The following is a 16,015-nucleotide window of genomic DNA, read 5'->3' on the forward strand; positions in this document are numbered from 1 at the left end:
GCGAGCCCCATATGACCGGAACAATCCAAGGGAGGAGACACGGGCCGTCTCCTTTTTCCACATATAGGGCGCTTTCATTGTGACAGAAGCCGTCATCGCGCTGAGGGACGTATCGCTGACGCTCGGCGAGGGCGCGTCCTTGGTCCATGTGCTGAAGGGCGTGAGCCTCGATGTGGCGGCCGGCGAAGCCACCGGCATCGTCGGGCCGTCGGGCTCCGGCAAGTCCACTTTGCTCATGGTACTTGCCGGCCTGGAAAGGGTCGATTCGGGAACGGTACGAATTGCCGGCGAGCTCATCAACGACAAAAGCGAGGACGAGGTCGCATCGTTTCGTGGGCGAAACATTGGCATTGTCTTCCAGTCCTTCCATCTCATTCCCAACATGACGGCGCTCGAGAACGTCGCGGTGCCGCTCGAGCTTGCCGGCCATGCTGACCCGTTCGGCGTTGCCGCGCGCGAGCTCGCCGCCGTCGGCCTGAGCGACCGTGTGACGCACTATCCGGGCGAGCTCTCCGGCGGCGAGCAGCAGCGCGTGGCGATCGCCCGGGCGCTGGCGCCGACGCCGCGCATCCTCATCGCCGACGAGCCGACGGGCAATCTCGACCAGGCCACGGGAAAGCAGATCGCCGACCTTCTGTTCGCCAAGGCGGCGGAGCGCGGCATGACGCTGGTGCTGGTCACACATGATCCAGTGCTTGCCGCGCGTTGCGCGCGCCAGGTCTCGATGCGCTCAGGGCGGATCGAGGATACGCCGAAGCCAGTGAAGGTGCCGGCCTGATGCGGACATTGAAGCTCGCCATCCGCTTCTCTTTGCGCGAGATGCGCGGCGGCCTGTCCGGCTTCATGATCTTCCTTGCCTGCATCGCGCTCGGCGTCGCGGCGATCGGCGGCGTCAATTCGGTGGCGCAGGCGATCAGCGCCGGCGTCGCCGATCAGGGCCAGACGCTGCTTGGCGGCGATCTGCGCTTCCAGGTCAACCAGCGCAGCGCTTCGGACGCCGAGCTCGGTTTCATCAGGAGTCTCGGCACCGTCTCGCAGACTTCCGGCATGCGCTCGATGGCGCGGCTGGAGGACGGCTCCGACCAGGCGCTGGTCGAGGCAAAGGCCGTCGACGACGCCTATCCGCTCTACGGCGCGCTGGAAACCGATCCGGCGCTGCCGAGAGAGCAATTGTTCGGCGAAAGGTCCGGCGTGTTCGGCGCCGCTGCGCCCGACCTGTTGTTCGACCGGCTCAACCTTCATATCGGCGACAGGCTGAAGCTCGGCAGCGCCGTTTTCGAGCTGCGGGCCAGGCTGGTCAGCGAGCCGGATGCGGTGTCGGACGGTTTTGGCTTCGCGCCGCGGCTGATGATCTCGCGCGTGGGCCTGGGGGCATCCGGCCTGGTGCAGCCGGGCAGCCTGGTCGAGAACGCCTATAAGGTGAGGCTGCCCGACGGCACGTCCGAGGCGCGGATCAAGGACATCCAGGCCGAAGCCGCGAAGGATTTCCCGCAGGCCGGCTGGTCGATCCGCACGCGCGGCAATGCGGCCCCCGCGCTCTCCGCCAACATCGAGCGCTTCTCGCAGTTCCTGACCCTGGTCGGGCTGACGGCGCTGGTGGTCGGCGGCGTCGGCGTGGCGAACGCCGTGCGCGCTTATCTCGACGGCAAGCGCGGCGTCATCGCCACCTTCAAGAGCCTCGGCGCCTCGGGCGGCTTCGTCTTCACCGTCTATCTCGTGCAGATCCTGTTGATCTCGGGCCTTGGCATCGTGCTCGGGCTGATCCTGGGCGCGGCGATGCCCTTCGTGGCGAGCGCGCTCCTGCAGTCGGTGATCCCGGTGCCGGCGGAAGGCGGCCTCTACCCCGGCCCGCTTGCCATGGCCGCGCTCTTCGGCCTTCTGGTGACGCTGGCCTTCGCGCTCTTGCCGCTCGGCCGCGCTCGCGACGTGCCGGCAACCGCGCTGTTCCGCGAAATGGGATTCGAGAGCCGAGGCCTGCCGCGCCTGCCCTATACGGGCGCAGCACTTGCAATCGTCGTCGCGCTGGCGGCGCTGGCGATCCTTTCGGCCAACGACACCCGCATCGCCTCGATCTTCGTCGGCGCCACAGTCTTTGCCTTCCTGGTGCTGCGGCTGGTGGCGGTGCTGGTGCAGTGGGCGGCGAAAAAGAGCCCGCGCGTGCGTTTCGTGTCGCTGCGGCTGGCGCTCGGCAACATCCACCGTCCCGGCGCGCTGACGCCTTCGGTGGTGCTGTCGCTCGGACTTGGGCTGACGCTTCTGGTGACGCTTGCGCTGATCGACGGGAATCTCAGGCGGCAAATCTCCGGCAGCCTGCCGGAACGGGCGCCGAACTTCTTCTTCGTCGACATCCAGAGCAGCGACGTCGATGCCTTCGCCGGTCTCGTCGGCAAGGAGGCGCCGCGAGGAACGCTGGTCAAGGTGCCGATGCTGCGCGGGCGCATCATGGCGCTCAATGGCGTCGACGTCGACAAGGTGAAGATCCCGGCCGATGGCGCCTGGGTGCTGCGCGGCGACCGCGGCCTGACTTATGACGCGAAACAGCCGGAAAATGCGACGCTGACCGAAGGCACGTGGTGGCCGCAGGATTATTCCGGCGAGCCGCTGGTCTCGTTCTCGGCCGAGGAGGGCAAGGCGATCGGGCTGAAGCTCGGCGACACCGTGACCGTCAATGTGCTCGGCCGCAACGTGACGGCGAAGATTGCCAATTTCCGTCAGGTGCAATGGGAGACGATGGGCATCAACTTCGTCATGGATTTCTCGCCCAACACCTTTGCCGGGGCGCCGCATGGCTGGCTGGCGACACTGGTCGACAAACAGGCCACCGCGGCCGACGACGCAAGGCTGCTTAACGCCGTCACCCGCGCGTTTCCGGCGGTGACGACGGTGCGCGTCAAGGACGCGCTCGACATCGTCAACCGGCTGGTCGCGCAATTGGGCACAGCGATCCGCGCCGCCGCGGGCGTGGCGCTGATCGCCTCGGTGCTGGTGCTCTCCGGCGCCTTGGCCGCCGGCAACCGGGCGCGCATCCACGACGCGGTGGTGCTGAAGACGCTCGGCGCGACGCGCAGGACGCTGATCGCCGCCTTCTCGCTGGAATATGTGCTGATCGGGCTTGCGACCGCGCTGTTCGCGCTTGCCGCCGGCGGCATCGCCGCCTGGTTCGTGGTCGCGCATATCATGACGCTGCCGTCGCATTTCATGCCGGAGGTCGCGGTGGCGACGATCCTGGTCTCGCTGACGGTCACCGTCGGCATCGGCCTCGCCGGCACCTGGCGGGTGCTCGGCCACAAGGCGGCGCCGGTGCTGCGCAACCTCTGACGGCGGGCTTCCGGCGCCCCGCCCGGTTAAATCTTTGTAAGAATGCCGGCTGGAGCGCCCGAAAAGAGGCCTTTTGCCTTCTCACAAAGCGTTACGCCCCGTTACCGTCTTGTTCTTGACGTCAAGAACCATCATATTTCGCGCTAGGCATGCTGGAGCTCCGCCAGCGGCGCCTGGCCCCTGGGGTCTCTCCGAGAGGGCCTGTCACCGGACGGGGCAGAAGCAACAGAGGATTTCCAATGGCTGATCCCATTCGCAACTACCAGACGTCCGCCGCCCCCGGCGCGCGCGTCGATATCGATCAGGGCCTGCGCGCCTATATGATCAAAGTCTACAACCTCATGGGGCTTGGCCTGCTCATTACCGGCCTTGCCGCCTGGGGCGCCTTCCACCTCGCCGTCACCGGCGATGGCCAGCTGACCGCTTTCGGCCAGCTCATCTATGCAAGCGCGTTCCGCTGGGTCGTGATCCTGGCGCCGCTCGCGGCCGTGATGTTCCTGTCGTTCCGCATCCAGTCGATGAGCGTAGGGGCGGCGCAGACCACGTTCTGGGTCTATGCCGGCCTTGTCGGCCTGTCGCTGTCGACGGTCTTCCTCGTCTACACCGGCACGAGCATCACCCAGACCTTCTTCGCCACGGCCGCGGCCTTCGGCGGCCTGTCGCTCTACGGCTACACCACCAGGCGCGACCTGTCGGCGTTCGGCTCGTTCCTGATCATGGGCGTGATCGGCCTGCTGATCGCGATGCTGATCAACATCTTCCTGCAGTCGTCGGCGCTTGGCTTCGCGATCTCGGCGATCGGCGTGCTGGTGTTCGCCGGCCTCACCGCCTATGACACGCAGAAGATCAAGGAGATGTATTTCGAGGGCGACGTCGCCGACGTGGCCGGCCGCAAGGCGATCATGGGCGCGCTGCGCCTCTATCTCGACTTCATCAACCTGTTCATGTTCCTGCTGCAGTTCATGGGCGACCGCCGCTAAGGGCAGCTGCCCGGTCTCAGTGGACCATAGACTTTGCGAAGGGCGGCCCAACGGCCGCCCTTTCTTTTTGCGCAGTCCTTTGCTGTTATCGAGGCAGGAAAGAGAGCTGCACAAATTATGAGCACTATTGCGATCAGGGCCGCCGTCCCGGCCGACCTCGACCGAATCACGGAAATCTATGCCGATGCGGTCGCGCATGGCACGGCGAGCTACGAGCTGGAGCCGCCCAGCCGTGCCGAAATGGGCAACCGGTTCGACAGCCTGGCATCGGGCGGCTTCCCCTATCTGGTGGCGGAGAAGGACGGCGCCGTGCTCGGCTATGCCTATGCCGGGCCGTTCCGGCCGCGCCCCGCCTACCGATTCGTCATCGAGGATTCGGTCTATGTCGCGCCCGAGGCGAAGGGGCAAGGCGTGGGCTCGCTGCTGATGCAGGCCTTGATCGAGACGGCGCGCGCGGCGGGCTTCCGCCAGATCATCGCGGTGATCGGCGACGGCCACGCGGACAGCGCTTCGGTGCGGCTGCACGAGAAGCTCGGCTTCCGCCATTCCGGTCGCCTGGAAGGATCGGGCTACAAACACGGGCGCTGGCTGGACACGGTGTTCATGCAGCTTTCGCTGAATGGTGGCGCGTCGCTGCCGCCGGACCGCAATTCGCTGCCCGAACGGAAGTTTCGCGGGGAATGGAACTGAGGAATTGGGGAACTGAAGAAAAACATTCAGAGCCGACTGGGTCGCCTCCTTCCTTTTTTCTCCAGTTCCTCAATTCTTCAGTTCTTCAATTCCTCTTTCCGGACTACGCTTCGACAACCTTCAGCTTCGCATCGAAAACCCCGAGCACGCGGCCGAGTTCCTGGCCGCGCTTCAGGATGCGGCCACCGGCGGCGATGACGGCGAAAGCGCCTTGGCGGCGCGCCAGCCTGGGGTCCTTGACGATCTGGAACAGCGGCACTTCGCTGGCCCGGCGGAAGACGGAAAAGACAGCGCGATCAGTGAGGTGGTCGATCGCGTAGTCGCGCCATTCATTGGCCGCCACCATGCGTCCGTAAAGCCTCAGGATCTGGTCGAGCTCGCGCCGGTCAAACCGCACCGGCTGGTCGAGGCGTGCGTTGCGCGCCTCGTGCAACGGGATCAATATTCCGGATGCTTCCCCATCCTCCGTCCCGCTGCTGTGATCGGTCATGCCTCGATCCTTCGATTGAATCATGCGCCGGCCAAGGTTCGCGCTTTCACGATGGAATTGCAAGGGCGCGGTCGAATTGCAAGGGCCGGGCAAGCACGCGCGCGGTCACGCGGTTTCCCAAACGTCCAGTCACGTTTGCGAAACACATGTTGGAATTGGTGATGCTTCGCCACAATCTCGCCACAAATAATCCGCGCTCATGCCCCAATGTCCGACGAATTTACCGGCGTTGCCTGAGACGGTTCGGTCCGGCACCGGCTCGTAAACCCCAAGCCCCCCGCCCACGGGTCAGCGTCGGATCGAACCAACCTCGGTTTTTCCTTGGAAAAATCAGGTGCGACGATCCCAAAACCTGAATGACCGGCGTCAGAAGCAAGCTGACGCCGGTTTTTTATTGCGTGGATTTTCCCTTCTCCCCTTGTGGGAGAAGGTGGATCGGCGCGTAGCGCCGAGACGGATGAGGGGGTGTTCCAGCGGAGTGAGACGTGGGTGTTCACTGGAACACCCCTCATCCGTCGCCTTCGGCGACACCTTCTCCCACAGGGGAGAAGGAAGAAGGCGCTAAAGCCGATCCGGCTTGCGGATGAAGGCGGCGCCGAGGATCGGCCCGGGCATGCCGTCCTTGCCGACCGACTGCAGCAGCACCGCGCAGCCGCCCTTCTTGGCGATCTCGGTCATCGGCAATTCGTAGCGCTGCGCCTTGCCGTGCCACATGCCGGCGGTCTGGATGTCGGAAACGGCGTTCCAGTAGGTCAGGCTGCGGCCGCTGTTCTCGCCCTGGCCGATCTTCACCATCTGCGGCGGATTGAAATAGACGATCACCACATGCGCGTCGGCCGGGCCGTTGCCGGCATCGCCCGCGTCGATCATGACACGATCGCTGGTGCGGCTCACCTTGACGGCGACACGCATGCCCTCGCCGGTCCTGTCCATGCGCGCCAGGGCGCCGTCGACATCCTTGCGGCTGGCGCCGTTGACGTGGCTGCGGCCATTGATGACGGCTTGCGGCGTGTAGACCGAGCGGTTGCCGAAGGCGCGCATATAGTCATACTGGCGCTCGGTGTTCTCCTTGGTGCTCAGCGTGTCCTGCCAACCGAGATAGTCCCAGTAATTGACGTGGTAGGCGAGCGCGACGATGTCGTCCTTGCCGGCGAGCTCAGCGAAGAACTCGTCGGCCGGCGGACAGGAACTGCAGCCCTGGCTGGTGAACAATTCGACCACGCCCAAGGGCTTGTCGGCTTGAGGCTTGCCGGTCGCGGCCTTCTCGGGTTCGGCTGCCAGGGCCACGCCGCCCAACGCCGTAAGGGCCAGCGCTACTGCCGCAAGCCGCAATCGTCCTTGAAATGCCATGACTTTTCCAATTCCCGCCGGTGACGCCGGCCTTGTTCTGATTGCTAAAATATGTGGCAGAAGCGCCAGTCAACGGGAAGTCACGTTGCAGTGAAATTTTGCTGTTGCAACCGCAGGTAAGGCCGCAATAGGAGAGGCCATTGCATTTCAAGGCGCGGTTCGATTCGGGAGCAGCAACCCTCACCGTGTGGCAAACTCTCCTGACCCCCGTCGATCTCTATTGCGAACGGACGGGTCCTGGACTTTGGGCCGAGCCGGCTAATGCTTTGACCAACCTGGCTTTCATTGCCGCGGGACTTTGGGGTGCCCAGCAGGTGCGGCGACACAAGGCCGGCATCTTCGCCGAAGTGCTGGCCTGGTGGGTGGTGGCGATCGGCATCGGCTCGACCTTGTTCCACACCTTCGCCAGCAAAGGCACGATCTGGCCCGACATCCTGCCGATCGCCGGCTTCACGCTCGCCTACACGCTGTTCAACCTGAGGCGTTTCCTCGGCATGGACTGGGGCAAGGCGATCCTCGTCTTCGTCGCCTTCTATGTCGTGGCTGGCCTGATCGCCTATGCCGTGCCGGACTGGCTGCGCCAGGCCTCGAACGGCACCACGGGCTACCTGCCGCCCTTCCTGGCGCTCGCCTTCTTCGGGGCGTGGGTGGCGGCCATCGGCAACCGGGCCGGCTGGTACAATCTGACCGGATCGGCGATCTTCGTCGTCTCGGTGATCTGCCGCATGATCGATCCGCTGGTCTGCCCGAGCTTTCCGCTTGGCACGCACTTCCTCTGGCACATCTTCAACGGGCTGATGCTGGCCGTGCTGCTGGCGGCGACGGCGCGGTTCGGGAAAGCTAAGGGAGTAGGGGAGTAAGGGAGTAGGGGAGTAGGGGGAAGAAGACTGCGGCAGGGTGACTTTTCCCTACTGCCCTATTCCCTTACTCCCCTACTCCCTTACTGCTGCTAAGCAGCCAAATCGCGCAGCACGTATTGCAGGATGCCGCCGTTCTTGAAGTAGTCGAGCTCATCCAGCGTATCGATGCGGCAGACGATCGGCACGTTCTTCACCGTGTCGTCGCCATAGGTGACCTTGGCCACCATCTTCTGGCGCGGCTTGATGGCGTCCAGGCCGTCGATCTCGACCAGCTCGTCGCCCTTCAAATTGAGCGAGGCCCATGAGGTGCCGTCCTCGAAGACGAACGGGATGACGCCCATGCCGACCAGGTTGGAGCGATGGATGCGCTCGAAGGACTGGGCGATGACCGCGCGAACGCCGAGCAGGTTGGTGCCCTTGGCCGCCCAGTCGCGCGACGAGCCGTTGCCGTATTCGACGCCGGCGAAGATCACCAGCGGCACGCCATCCCGCTTGTATTCCATCGCCGCGTCGTAGATCGACATCTCCTCCTTCGAGGGATAGTGGATCGTGTAGCCGCCCTCGCGACCGTTCTCGCCCAGCATGTGGTTGCGGATGCGGATGTTGGCGAAGGTGCCGCGCATCATCACCTCGTGATTGCCGCGCCGCGTGCCATACTGGTTGAAGTCGGCGACGCCGACGCCATGCTCGGTGAGATACTTGCCGGCGGGCGATGCAGCCTTGATCGAACCCGCCGGCGAGATGTGGTCGGTGGTGATCTTGTCGCCGAAGAGACCCAGAACGCGCGCGCCCTTGATGTCTCCGACCTTGCCGAAGGAGCGGCCCATGCCGGCGAAATAGGGCGGGTTCTGCACATAGGTCGAGTGGTCGTCCCAGGCATAGGTCTGGCCTTCCGGCGCCTTGACCTTCTGCCAGTAGGCGTCGCCCTTGAAGACGTCGGCATATTTGCGGGCGAACAGCTCGCGGGTGACGTTCTTCTCGATGAACTCCTGGATCTCGGCCGAGGTCGGCCAGATGTCCTTGAGATAGACCGGCTTGCCGTCGCTGCCCTCGCCGAGCGGCTCGGTGGTCAGGTCCCTGGTGACGGTGCCGGCCAGCGCGTGCGCGACCACCAGCGGCGGCGAGGCGAGGTAGTTCGCCTGCACGTCCGGAGAGACGCGGCCTTCGAAGTTGCGGTTGCCGGACAAGACCGCGGCGGCGATCAGGCCCTTGTCGTTGATGGTCTTCGAGATCGGCGCCGGCAGCGGGCCGGAATTGCCGATGCAGGTGGTGCAGCCGAAGCCGACCAGGTTGAAGCCGATCTGGTCGAGCTCCTTCTGCAGGCCGGACTTCTCGAGATATTCGGCCACCACCTGGCTGCCGGGGGCGAGCGAGGTTTTCACCCACGGCTTCTGCTTCAGGCCACGGCGGTTGGCGTTGCGGGCGAGCAGCCCTGCGCCGATCAGCACGCTCGGGTTGGAGGTGTTGGTGCACGACGTGATGGCGGCGATGACGACGTCGCCATGGCCGAGATCGTGGTCGGTGCCTTCGACAGCGTAGCGTTTCGAGATCTCGGCGGCCTTCTTGTATTCGGTCTCCATCGCCTTGGCGAAGCCGGCGGGGATGCCTTCCAGAGGAACGCGGCCCTCGGGGCGCTTCGGGCCGGCCATGGACGGCACGACGTCGCCGAGGTCGAGCTCGAGCAGGTCGGTGAAGACCGGATCGGCGGAGCCCGTGTCGCGCCACATGCCTTGCGCCTTCGAATAGGCCTCGACCAGCGCGATGCGGTTCTCCTCGCGGCCGGACATGGTCAGGTAGCGGATGGTTTCCGAGTCGACCGGGAAGAAGCCGCAGGTGGCGCCATATTCCGGCGCCATGTTGCCGATGGTGGCGCGGTCGGCCAACGTCATGTTGGAGAGGCCGGGGCCGAAGAACTCGACGAACTTGCCGACGACGCCCTTCTTGCGCAGCATCTGGGTGACCGTGAGCACCAGGTCGGTGGCGGTGACGCCTTCCTTGAGCTTCCCGGTGAGGCGGAAGCCGATGACTTCGGGCAAAAGCATGGAGACCGGCTGGCCGAGCATCGCGGCCTCGGCCTCGATGCCGCCGACGCCCCAGCCGAGCACGCCAAGACCGTTGATCATGGTGGTGTGCGAATCGGTGCCGACGCAGGTGTCCGGATACGCGGTGGTCTCGCCGTCCTCGCTATTGGTCCACACCACCTGTCCCAGATATTCGAGGTTGACCTGGTGGCAGATGCCGGTGCCGGGCGGCACGACGCGGAAGTTGCGGAAGGCCTGCTGGCCCCATTTCAGGAACTTGTAGCGTTCCTCGTTGCGCTCATATTCGAGCTCGACATTGCGGGCGAAGGCCATCGGCGTGCCGAACTCGTCGACGATGACGGAGTGGTCGATGACGAGGTCGACCGGCACCAGCGGGTTGATCTTCTCCGGGTCGCCGCCGAGCGCCTTGATGCCGTCGCGCATCGCCGCCAGGTCGACCACCGCCGGAACGCCGGTGAAATCCTGCATCAAGACGCGAGCCGGGCGATAGGCGATCTCGACGCCGGCGGTGCCCTTGTCGGTCAGCCAGGCGGCCACGGCCTGGATCGATTCCTTGGTGACCGAGCGGCCGTCCTCGTTACGCAGCAGGTTCTCCAGCAGCACCTTCATCGAATAAGGCAGCTGGGCGATGCCGGTGAGGCCGTTCTTCTCGGCCTCGACGAGGTTGAAGTAAACATAGTCCGCGCCACCCACGGTCAGGGTGCGGCGGCAATTGAAGCTGTCGAGGGATTTTGACACGTGCGATCCGTCCTTGTCTGTTCAGCCTGAAAGGGAACGGACGCCGATGGCATGCAATCACGCGCAAAGGTGCGGGTACGGCCATTTCCGCTGTCCGCTCCCAAGCAACCCGAGCCGTTCAAGGCGGCGCGTGCGCTGGTTCGGCGCAAATTCTGTTCCCGCGCCGACCGCTGGCACGGATGAACCGCATATAGAGAATTTCCTTGAATAGTTCTAGACAGTCGAAAGGCAAATTTGTGCGATGCGGCGGCGGCCGCGAAACGGTGCTTTCGGGACGGGCAAAGAATGCGGCTGATCGCCGAAAATCTGGGCGGCGAGCGCGGCGGCGAGACGGTTTTTTCCAACATCGGCTTCGCGCTCGACAAGGGCGAGGCGCTTATCGTCACCGGTCCGAACGGGTCGGGCAAATCGACGCTGCTGAGGGTAGTCGCCGGCCTGCTGCCAGCCGCCGCGGGCAAAGTGCTTGTCGAAGGTGGCGGCGAGGCTTTCCCGACCGTCGCCTCGGCCTCGCATTACCTTGGTCATCTCAACGCGATGAAGACGGCGCTCAGCGTCGAGGAGAATCTCGGCTTCTGGCGCGCGTTTCAGGGCGAGCCCGGACTGGGGGTCGAGGAGGCGCTGGAGACGGTGGCGCTCGGCGGGCTCGGCCATCTGCCCTTCGGCTATCTGTCGACCGGGCAGAGACGACGGGCTTCGATCGCCAAGCTTCTGGTCAGTCGGCGGCCGGTCTGGCTGCTCGACGAGCCGACGGCGGGGCTGGACAAGGCCTCGGAGGAGCGGTTCGCGGGGCTGATGCGGGGGCATCTCGGCGAAGGTGGGATTCTGGTCGCAGCCACGCATCTGCCGTTGGGGTTGGAAGGGGCGAAGGTGTTGGGGATGGGGGAGACCGTTTGATGGTGGCGCGAGGCACCCCCCTCTGCCCTGCCGGGCATCTCCCCCGCAAGGGGGGAGATTGGCAGCTTCGGCGCCGGCATCTCCTTTTCGACGTTGGTGATTGGCGAAAACCTACGCGATATTCGATCTCCCCCCTTGCGGGGGAGATGGCCGGCAGGCCAGAGGGGGGTGTGAAGGAACGCGACGTTCGCAAAGAGGGCGATCGTGCCAGAGAGGCGCTTCGCCAATGCTAGCTCTCTTCCTGCGCGACATTCGCCTCTCCATCCGCGCCGGCGGCGGGGCGCTGATCGGCGTCATCTTCTTCCTCGCGGTCATCGTCACCATCCCGTTCGGCGTCGGCCCCGATCTCAATCTCCTGTCGCGCATCGGCCCGGCGATCCTGTGGATCGCCGCATTGCTCGCCTGCCTGCTCGGGCTCGATCGCCTCTTCCAGGCCGATCGCGAGGACGGCTCGCTCGACCTGCTGGTGTTGAACGGCGACCGTCATATGCTGGCGCTGACGGTGCTGACGAAATGCCTGGCGCACTGGGCGGGCAGCGTGCTGCCGCTGGTGGTCGCGGCTCCCTTGCTCGGCCTGTTCATGAACATGGAGCCGCTGGGCATCGGCGCCACGGCGCTCACCCTTCTCATCGGCACGCCGGCCATCACTTTCATCGGCGCCGCGGGGGCTGCCGTGGCGGTGGCGCTGCCGCGCGGCGGATTGCTGATTTCGGTGCTGGTGCTGCCCTTGACCATCCCGGTGCTGATCTTCGGTGTTTCGGCAAGCTATGGCGCCGTCGCCGATCCGGCGCCGTTCCTGCAGCCTTTCCTCATTCTCGCCGCGCTGACGCTGTTTCTTGCGGTGATTGGCCCCTTGGCGGCGGCATTGGCGTTGCGGCACGGGACGGATTGAGACGACGAAGACGTTGTTTTTCACTGCGGCACCGCGACAAATTGCGGGGCGGGCGCGCTGGGGGTAGAGCAATTCCATGAAAGTGCGGGCGATTTCCCGCGCGCAATTGCGCAAAGACAAGGAAATACGGCGGATCGCTGTCTCAGTGGAGACGGTGAAACGCTCCAGGGGAAGACATGATCGCAACGATTGGCATGACGGATAGTGGGGTGCGGCCGACATGAGCGCTCACGCCCTGTTCGTCACCGCCGCCTATGCCATCACGGCCGTCGTGCTCGCCGGGCTGATCGGCTGGATCCTGCTCGACCAGCGGGGGCGCAAACGTGAGCTCGCGGCGCTGGAGGCGGCCGGCGTGCGGCGGCGCTCCGACAAATCCGGGGCGGCAAAACCGTGAACAGCGAGACCGAAGCTTCGGCGCCGCGCCGCCGCTTGTTCGTGCTTTTGCCGCTGCTGGTGTTCCTGGGACTGGCGGGGCTGTTCCTGTCGCAGTTGCTTTCGGGCCGCGACACCTCGGAAATCCCCTCGGCGCTGATCGGGCTGCCGGCGCCGCAGACCAGCCTGCCGCCGCTCGAAGGGATGAGCCTGCCGGGGCTTGAGTCAAAAGACTTTGCCGGCAAGGTGACGCTGGTCAACGTGTTCGCATCCTGGTGCGCGCCGTGCCGGGAAGAGCACCCGGTGCTGCTCGGCCTGTCGCAGGACAAGCGCTTCACGCTTGCCGCGCTGAACTACAAGGACCAGCCGGAAAACGCCCGCCGCTTCCTTGGCGATCTCGGCAATCCCTATCAGGCGATCGGCGTCGATCCGGCCGGGCGCGCGGCGATCGACTGGGGCGTCTATGGCGTGCCGGAGACCTTCGTCATCGGCAAGGACGGCAAGATCGCCTACAAGCATGTCGGGCCGCTGACGCCGGAATCGGCGCGGGACCTGCTGCTGCCGCAGATCGAGAAAGCGCTGGCGGCGCCGGGTTGAGGCGCCCCCAGGTCAAGACGAATCCTTGCGTCGTCATTCTAGGGCGAAGCAAGGAGCGAAGCGACGCGGCGCAGACCCTAGAATCCATTCCGTGACGCTGATCGTGGAGCACGGCGGTCTAGAATTGGCGCTTGTGCAGCGCGCGTTCCGCATCGCTGCGACGCTCGAAAGTCACGGAATGGATTCTCGGGTCAAGCCCGAGAATGACGAAGTGGCCGGGCGATCGGCCTGCCGCTCAACCGTAGATCTGCTTGTGGACCTGGTAGAGCATCTCGGAACGGTCGGCGCGCAGATCGGCGAGATCGCGGCTGGACAGGTTCTCGATTTCGGCGACGAGGCGGTTGTAGTGGCGGCGCTTGGCCATGCTGGCGCGGGCGCGGGAGACAAAATTGTCGAACATGACAGGGTTCCTTCTATGCCGCGTACACGCGGCCGGTGTTTCCTCCCTGACGATTGCAATGATGACATAGGAATGGTGCGTTGCAAAAGAAAGATGTTGCAATGCACCATTGCAACCAGCGCATAGCCAGTTAATCGCGGGCTAACAGGCTATGCGTCCGGCGCGGCATCTCATGACCGGCCCGCTTCACGCAGTTCTCATCCGTTTTGTCATACAAATCCTGGCCTGCCGTCTTGCCAGATCGCCTTCGGGCTGGCTTGATTTGCCCGTCACATGAATGCCGGGAGGAGAATGCATGGCGGCCGCAGACTATTACGAAGTTCTCGATCCGCGCTTCGCGCGCCTTTTCAACGGCAGCGCGCAGGTGGAAAAGCTGTTCACCGGCTGCCGCTGGGCGGAAGGGCCGGCCTGGTTCGCCGCCGGCCGCTATGTCGTCTGGTCGGACATCCCGAACAATCGGATGCTGCGCTATGACGAGACCGACGGAAGCGTCAGCGTGTTCCGGCAGCCGTCCGGCAACTCCAACGGCAACACGGTCGACCGGCAGGGCCGGCTGGTGACCTGCGAGCATTCCGGCCGCCGCGTCAGCCGCACCGAATTCGACGGCTCTATCACCACCATCGCAGAGAAGTGGAAGGGCAAGCGGCTGAACTCGCCCAACGATGTGGTCGTACGCTCCGACGGTTCGATCTGGTTCACCGATCCGAGCTACGGCATCGACACCGACTATGAGGGCGACAAGGCCGAAAGCGAGATCGGCGCCTGCAACGTCTATCGCGTCGATCCGGAGACAGGCGATGTCGAGGCCGTCATCACCGATATGGTGCGGCCGAACGGTCTCGCCTTCTCGCTCGACGAAAGCCTGCTCTATGTCGTAGACACCGGCCGCACGCATGGCGAGAAGAACCCGGCGCATATGCGCGTCTTCACTATCGGCAAGCACGGCAAGAAGGTTTCCGGCGGCAAGGTGTTCGCCGACTGCACCGCCGGCCTGTTCGATGGTTTCCGGCTCGATTCCGACGGACGCATCTGGACAAGTGCTGCCGACGGCATCCATTGCTACGACCCCGACGGCACGCTGATCGGCAAGGTCAAGGTGCCGGAAGTGACCGCCAACTGCGTCTTCGGCGGCAACAAGCTCAACTGCCTCTACATCGCCGGCACCACCTCGCTCTACATGGTGCGGCTCATGGTGAACGGGGCGAAAACATTTTGAAGCTGCTGCAGGCGCTTTTCTGGCCCTTGCTAGCCTTTCTGCGCATCCCCGCAGCGCCCGCCGCGCTGCGGTTCCCGCAACCGCCGCTATCCGCTTTGCCGGAGCGAATTGCGAAACCGTCGCCTGAAGCCGACCGGCAGAACTCAAGGGGAGGACATCATGCCATTCGTCAACATCCGCATCGTCAAGGAAGTGATCGCCGCCGATCCGGCCGGCAAGAAGGCTGACATCGCCAAGAAAGTGACCTCGGCCATCATGGAGGCCACGGGGCTTACCAATAACGATGTCTGGGTGGTGTTCGAGGAGGTCAACGCGCGCGACTGGTATGTCGGCAAGACCGACGTCGAGACGCTAAGGAAGGGGTAGCTCTTTCCCTTCTCCCCTTGTGGGGTGAGCAGCCGGTTCACCGAAGGTGAATTCATCGTGCCAGTGGCACGATGAAAGGCCGGCGAACGCCGGGACGCTGCGGAGCAGCGGGGACCCGGCCGGGGGTGGATCGGCCACCACCCGGCCCTTCGCAGGCTCAGGGCGTTCGAAGCTCGAAAAGCCAAGCAATTGGCTTTTCGTCCGCTGACGCGGACCGCTTCTCACCCCACAAGGGGAGAAGGGAAGACTGCTCATTGTCCGCGAATAAAATCCGTGAAACCCCGCACCGCCTCACGCATCGCCTTGCGGCTCGCATCCTCCGCCAGGATCGCTTCCATCTCCGCCGGCTTCTTGCCCAGCAGCCCGATCTCCAGCGTCTCCTCATACAGCGCGAACGACATCGTGCGCATGATCTCGGCCAACGCCGCCCGCGCATAGAGTGAGCGGGGCGAGGCATGCACCAGCATCGCCGGCTTGCCCACCGCGGCGTCGCGGGAGACCAGCCAGTCCAGCGCGTTCTTCATGCCGCCGGGCACGCCATGCGCATATTCCGGGCAAGAGATGATGACGCCGTCGGCGCGGGTCACCGCCTCGATCAGGCGCGCCGTTTCGTGCGGCGTGTGCTCGCCCTCGTCGTCGGGGTTGAAGATCGGCAACCGGCCCAGGCCGTCATAGATATGGATGCGGCAGTCCGCGGGGGCGTTGGCGGCCAAAGCGGCAAGCAGGGCCGCGTTGGTCGAGGCGGCGCGCAGGCTGCCCGATATGGCGATGATCTCGATCAAGGGAGAGAGCCGGACGAAGGGTGAGTCG

At 64.8% G+C, this 16,015-nt stretch carries 16 protein-coding genes; 11 read left to right on the top strand and 5 right to left on the bottom strand.

Annotation, left to right across the window (positions count from 1 at the left end):
* Nucleotides 1–79 precede the first annotated feature (79 nt).
* From AC0YKC_RS20530 to AC0YKC_RS20545, 4 genes are all read left to right on the top strand, one after another.
* Nucleotides 80–778 carry an ABC transporter ATP-binding protein gene (locus AC0YKC_RS20530; RefSeq protein ID WP_488512337.1) on the top strand — a complete coding sequence of 233 codons (699 nt, stop codon included), beginning with the start codon at nucleotides 80–82 and terminating at the stop codon, nucleotides 776–778.
* The gene (locus tag AC0YKC_RS20535; protein ID WP_488512338.1) at nucleotides 778–3,318 is read left to right on the top strand and encodes an ABC transporter permease; all 2,541 of its coding nucleotides are present in this window, start codon (nucleotides 778–780) and stop codon (nucleotides 3,316–3,318) included. Before AC0YKC_RS20530 ends, AC0YKC_RS20535 begins: the two co-directional genes overlap by 1 nt.
* 239 nt (nucleotides 3,319–3,557) lie before the next feature.
* Nucleotides 3,558–4,298 (top strand): Bax inhibitor-1/YccA family protein, encoded by a 741-nt coding sequence (locus tag AC0YKC_RS20540; RefSeq protein ID WP_320298131.1) that lies wholly within the window; start codon nucleotides 3,558–3,560, stop codon nucleotides 4,296–4,298.
* Nucleotides 4,299–4,415: 117 nt separating this feature from the next.
* Nucleotides 4,416–4,988 (top strand): GNAT family N-acetyltransferase, encoded by a 573-nt coding sequence (locus tag AC0YKC_RS20545; protein WP_488512339.1) that lies wholly within the window; start codon nucleotides 4,416–4,418, stop codon nucleotides 4,986–4,988.
* A 103-nt stretch (nucleotides 4,989–5,091) separates the two neighbouring features.
* On the opposite strand, the gene AC0YKC_RS20550 is transcribed toward AC0YKC_RS20545, so the two are convergent.
* Nucleotides 5,092–5,478: a DUF2794 domain-containing protein gene (locus AC0YKC_RS20550; RefSeq protein WP_320298129.1), complete on the bottom strand. Its 387-nt coding sequence runs from the start codon at nucleotides 5,476–5,478 to the stop codon at nucleotides 5,092–5,094.
* A gap of 561 nt (nucleotides 5,479–6,039) precedes the next feature.
* Nucleotides 6,040–6,828 (bottom strand): DUF1223 domain-containing protein, encoded by a 789-nt coding sequence (locus tag AC0YKC_RS20555; protein ID WP_320298128.1) that lies wholly within the window; start codon nucleotides 6,826–6,828, stop codon nucleotides 6,040–6,042.
* Between the two features lie 185 nt (nucleotides 6,829–7,013).
* On the opposite strand from AC0YKC_RS20555, the gene AC0YKC_RS20560 reads away from it, so the two are divergent.
* Nucleotides 7,014–7,688 (top strand): ceramidase domain-containing protein, encoded by a 675-nt coding sequence (locus AC0YKC_RS20560; RefSeq protein ID WP_488512436.1) that lies wholly within the window; start codon nucleotides 7,014–7,016, stop codon nucleotides 7,686–7,688.
* 89 nt (nucleotides 7,689–7,777) lie between these two features.
* Here the strand turns inward: AC0YKC_RS20560 and acnA are convergent, their stop codons facing one another.
* A complete protein-coding gene (gene acnA / locus AC0YKC_RS20565) occupies nucleotides 7,778–10,468 on the bottom strand; it encodes an aconitate hydratase AcnA (protein WP_488512341.1) in 2,691 nt (896 codons plus the stop codon).
* 285 nt (nucleotides 10,469–10,753) lie between these two features.
* On the opposite strand from acnA, the gene ccmA reads away from it, so the two are divergent.
* The 4 genes from ccmA (at nucleotide 10,754) to AC0YKC_RS20585 (ending at nucleotide 13,223) form a co-directional block, all read left to right on the top strand.
* Nucleotides 10,754–11,362, top strand: coding sequence for a heme ABC exporter ATP-binding protein CcmA (gene ccmA / locus AC0YKC_RS20570; RefSeq protein WP_488512342.1), 609 nt, complete (start codon nucleotides 10,754–10,756; stop codon nucleotides 11,360–11,362).
* A gap of 226 nt (nucleotides 11,363–11,588) precedes the next feature.
* Nucleotides 11,589–12,254 (top strand): heme exporter protein CcmB, encoded by a 666-nt coding sequence (gene ccmB / locus AC0YKC_RS20575; RefSeq protein WP_488512343.1) that lies wholly within the window; start codon nucleotides 11,589–11,591, stop codon nucleotides 12,252–12,254.
* 220 nt (nucleotides 12,255–12,474) lie between these two features.
* Nucleotides 12,475–12,648, top strand: coding sequence for a heme exporter protein CcmD (gene ccmD / locus AC0YKC_RS20580; RefSeq protein ID WP_320298123.1), 174 nt, complete (start codon nucleotides 12,475–12,477; stop codon nucleotides 12,646–12,648).
* A complete protein-coding gene (locus tag AC0YKC_RS20585; protein ID WP_320298122.1) occupies nucleotides 12,645–13,223 on the top strand; it encodes a DsbE family thiol:disulfide interchange protein in 579 nt (192 codons plus the stop codon). Before ccmD ends, AC0YKC_RS20585 begins: the two co-directional genes overlap by 4 nt.
* Before the next feature lie 235 nt (nucleotides 13,224–13,458).
* Here AC0YKC_RS20585 and AC0YKC_RS20590 read toward each other — a convergent pair whose 3' ends face one another.
* Nucleotides 13,459–13,623 (bottom strand): hypothetical protein, encoded by a 165-nt coding sequence (locus tag AC0YKC_RS20590; RefSeq protein WP_320298121.1) that lies wholly within the window; start codon nucleotides 13,621–13,623, stop codon nucleotides 13,459–13,461.
* A gap of 295 nt (nucleotides 13,624–13,918) precedes the next feature.
* On the opposite strand from AC0YKC_RS20590, the gene AC0YKC_RS20595 reads away from it, so the two are divergent.
* Together AC0YKC_RS20595 and AC0YKC_RS20600 are read left to right on the top strand one after the other, a co-directional pair.
* Entirely contained in the window at nucleotides 13,919–14,839 is a 921-nt protein-coding gene (locus tag AC0YKC_RS20595) for an SMP-30/gluconolactonase/LRE family protein (protein WP_320298120.1), read from the top strand.
* Nucleotides 14,840–14,998: 159 nt separating this feature from the next.
* Nucleotides 14,999–15,205 carry a tautomerase family protein gene (locus AC0YKC_RS20600; protein ID WP_320298119.1) on the top strand — a complete coding sequence of 69 codons (207 nt, stop codon included), beginning with the start codon at nucleotides 14,999–15,001 and terminating at the stop codon, nucleotides 15,203–15,205.
* Nucleotides 15,206–15,456: 251 nt separating this feature from the next.
* Here the strand turns inward: AC0YKC_RS20600 and AC0YKC_RS20605 are convergent, their stop codons facing one another.
* A complete protein-coding gene (locus tag AC0YKC_RS20605; RefSeq protein ID WP_488512344.1) occupies nucleotides 15,457–15,987 on the bottom strand; it encodes an NADPH-dependent FMN reductase in 531 nt (176 codons plus the stop codon).
* Nucleotides 15,988–16,015: the final 28 nt, after the last annotated feature.

The organism is Mesorhizobium sp. CNPSo 4661 (genome assembly GCF_057784215.1).

Coding starts and splice junctions, on each gene's coding strand:
- AC0YKC_RS20595 (WP_320298120.1), top strand. CDS start 13,919: ATGGCGGCCGCAGACTATTACGAAGTTCTCGATCCGCGCTTCGCGCGC.
- AC0YKC_RS20550 (WP_320298129.1), bottom strand. CDS start 5,478: ATGACCGATCACAGCAGCGGGACGGAGGATGGGGAAGCATCCGGAATA.
- AC0YKC_RS20555 (WP_320298128.1), bottom strand. CDS start 6,828: ATGGCATTTCAAGGACGATTGCGGCTTGCGGCAGTAGCGCTGGCCCTT.
- AC0YKC_RS20590 (WP_320298121.1), bottom strand. CDS start 13,623: ATGTTCGACAATTTTGTCTCCCGCGCCCGCGCCAGCATGGCCAAGCGC.
- AC0YKC_RS20535 (WP_488512338.1), top strand. CDS start 778: ATGCGGACATTGAAGCTCGCCATCCGCTTCTCTTTGCGCGAGATGCGC.
- AC0YKC_RS20545 (WP_488512339.1), top strand. CDS start 4,416: ATGAGCACTATTGCGATCAGGGCCGCCGTCCCGGCCGACCTCGACCGA.
- AC0YKC_RS20540 (WP_320298131.1), top strand. CDS start 3,558: ATGGCTGATCCCATTCGCAACTACCAGACGTCCGCCGCCCCCGGCGCG.
- ccmD (WP_320298123.1), top strand. CDS start 12,475: ATGAGCGCTCACGCCCTGTTCGTCACCGCCGCCTATGCCATCACGGCC.
- ccmB (WP_488512343.1), top strand. CDS start 11,589: ATGCTAGCTCTCTTCCTGCGCGACATTCGCCTCTCCATCCGCGCCGGC.
- AC0YKC_RS20600 (WP_320298119.1), top strand. CDS start 14,999: ATGCCATTCGTCAACATCCGCATCGTCAAGGAAGTGATCGCCGCCGAT.
- ccmA (WP_488512342.1), top strand. CDS start 10,754: ATGCGGCTGATCGCCGAAAATCTGGGCGGCGAGCGCGGCGGCGAGACG.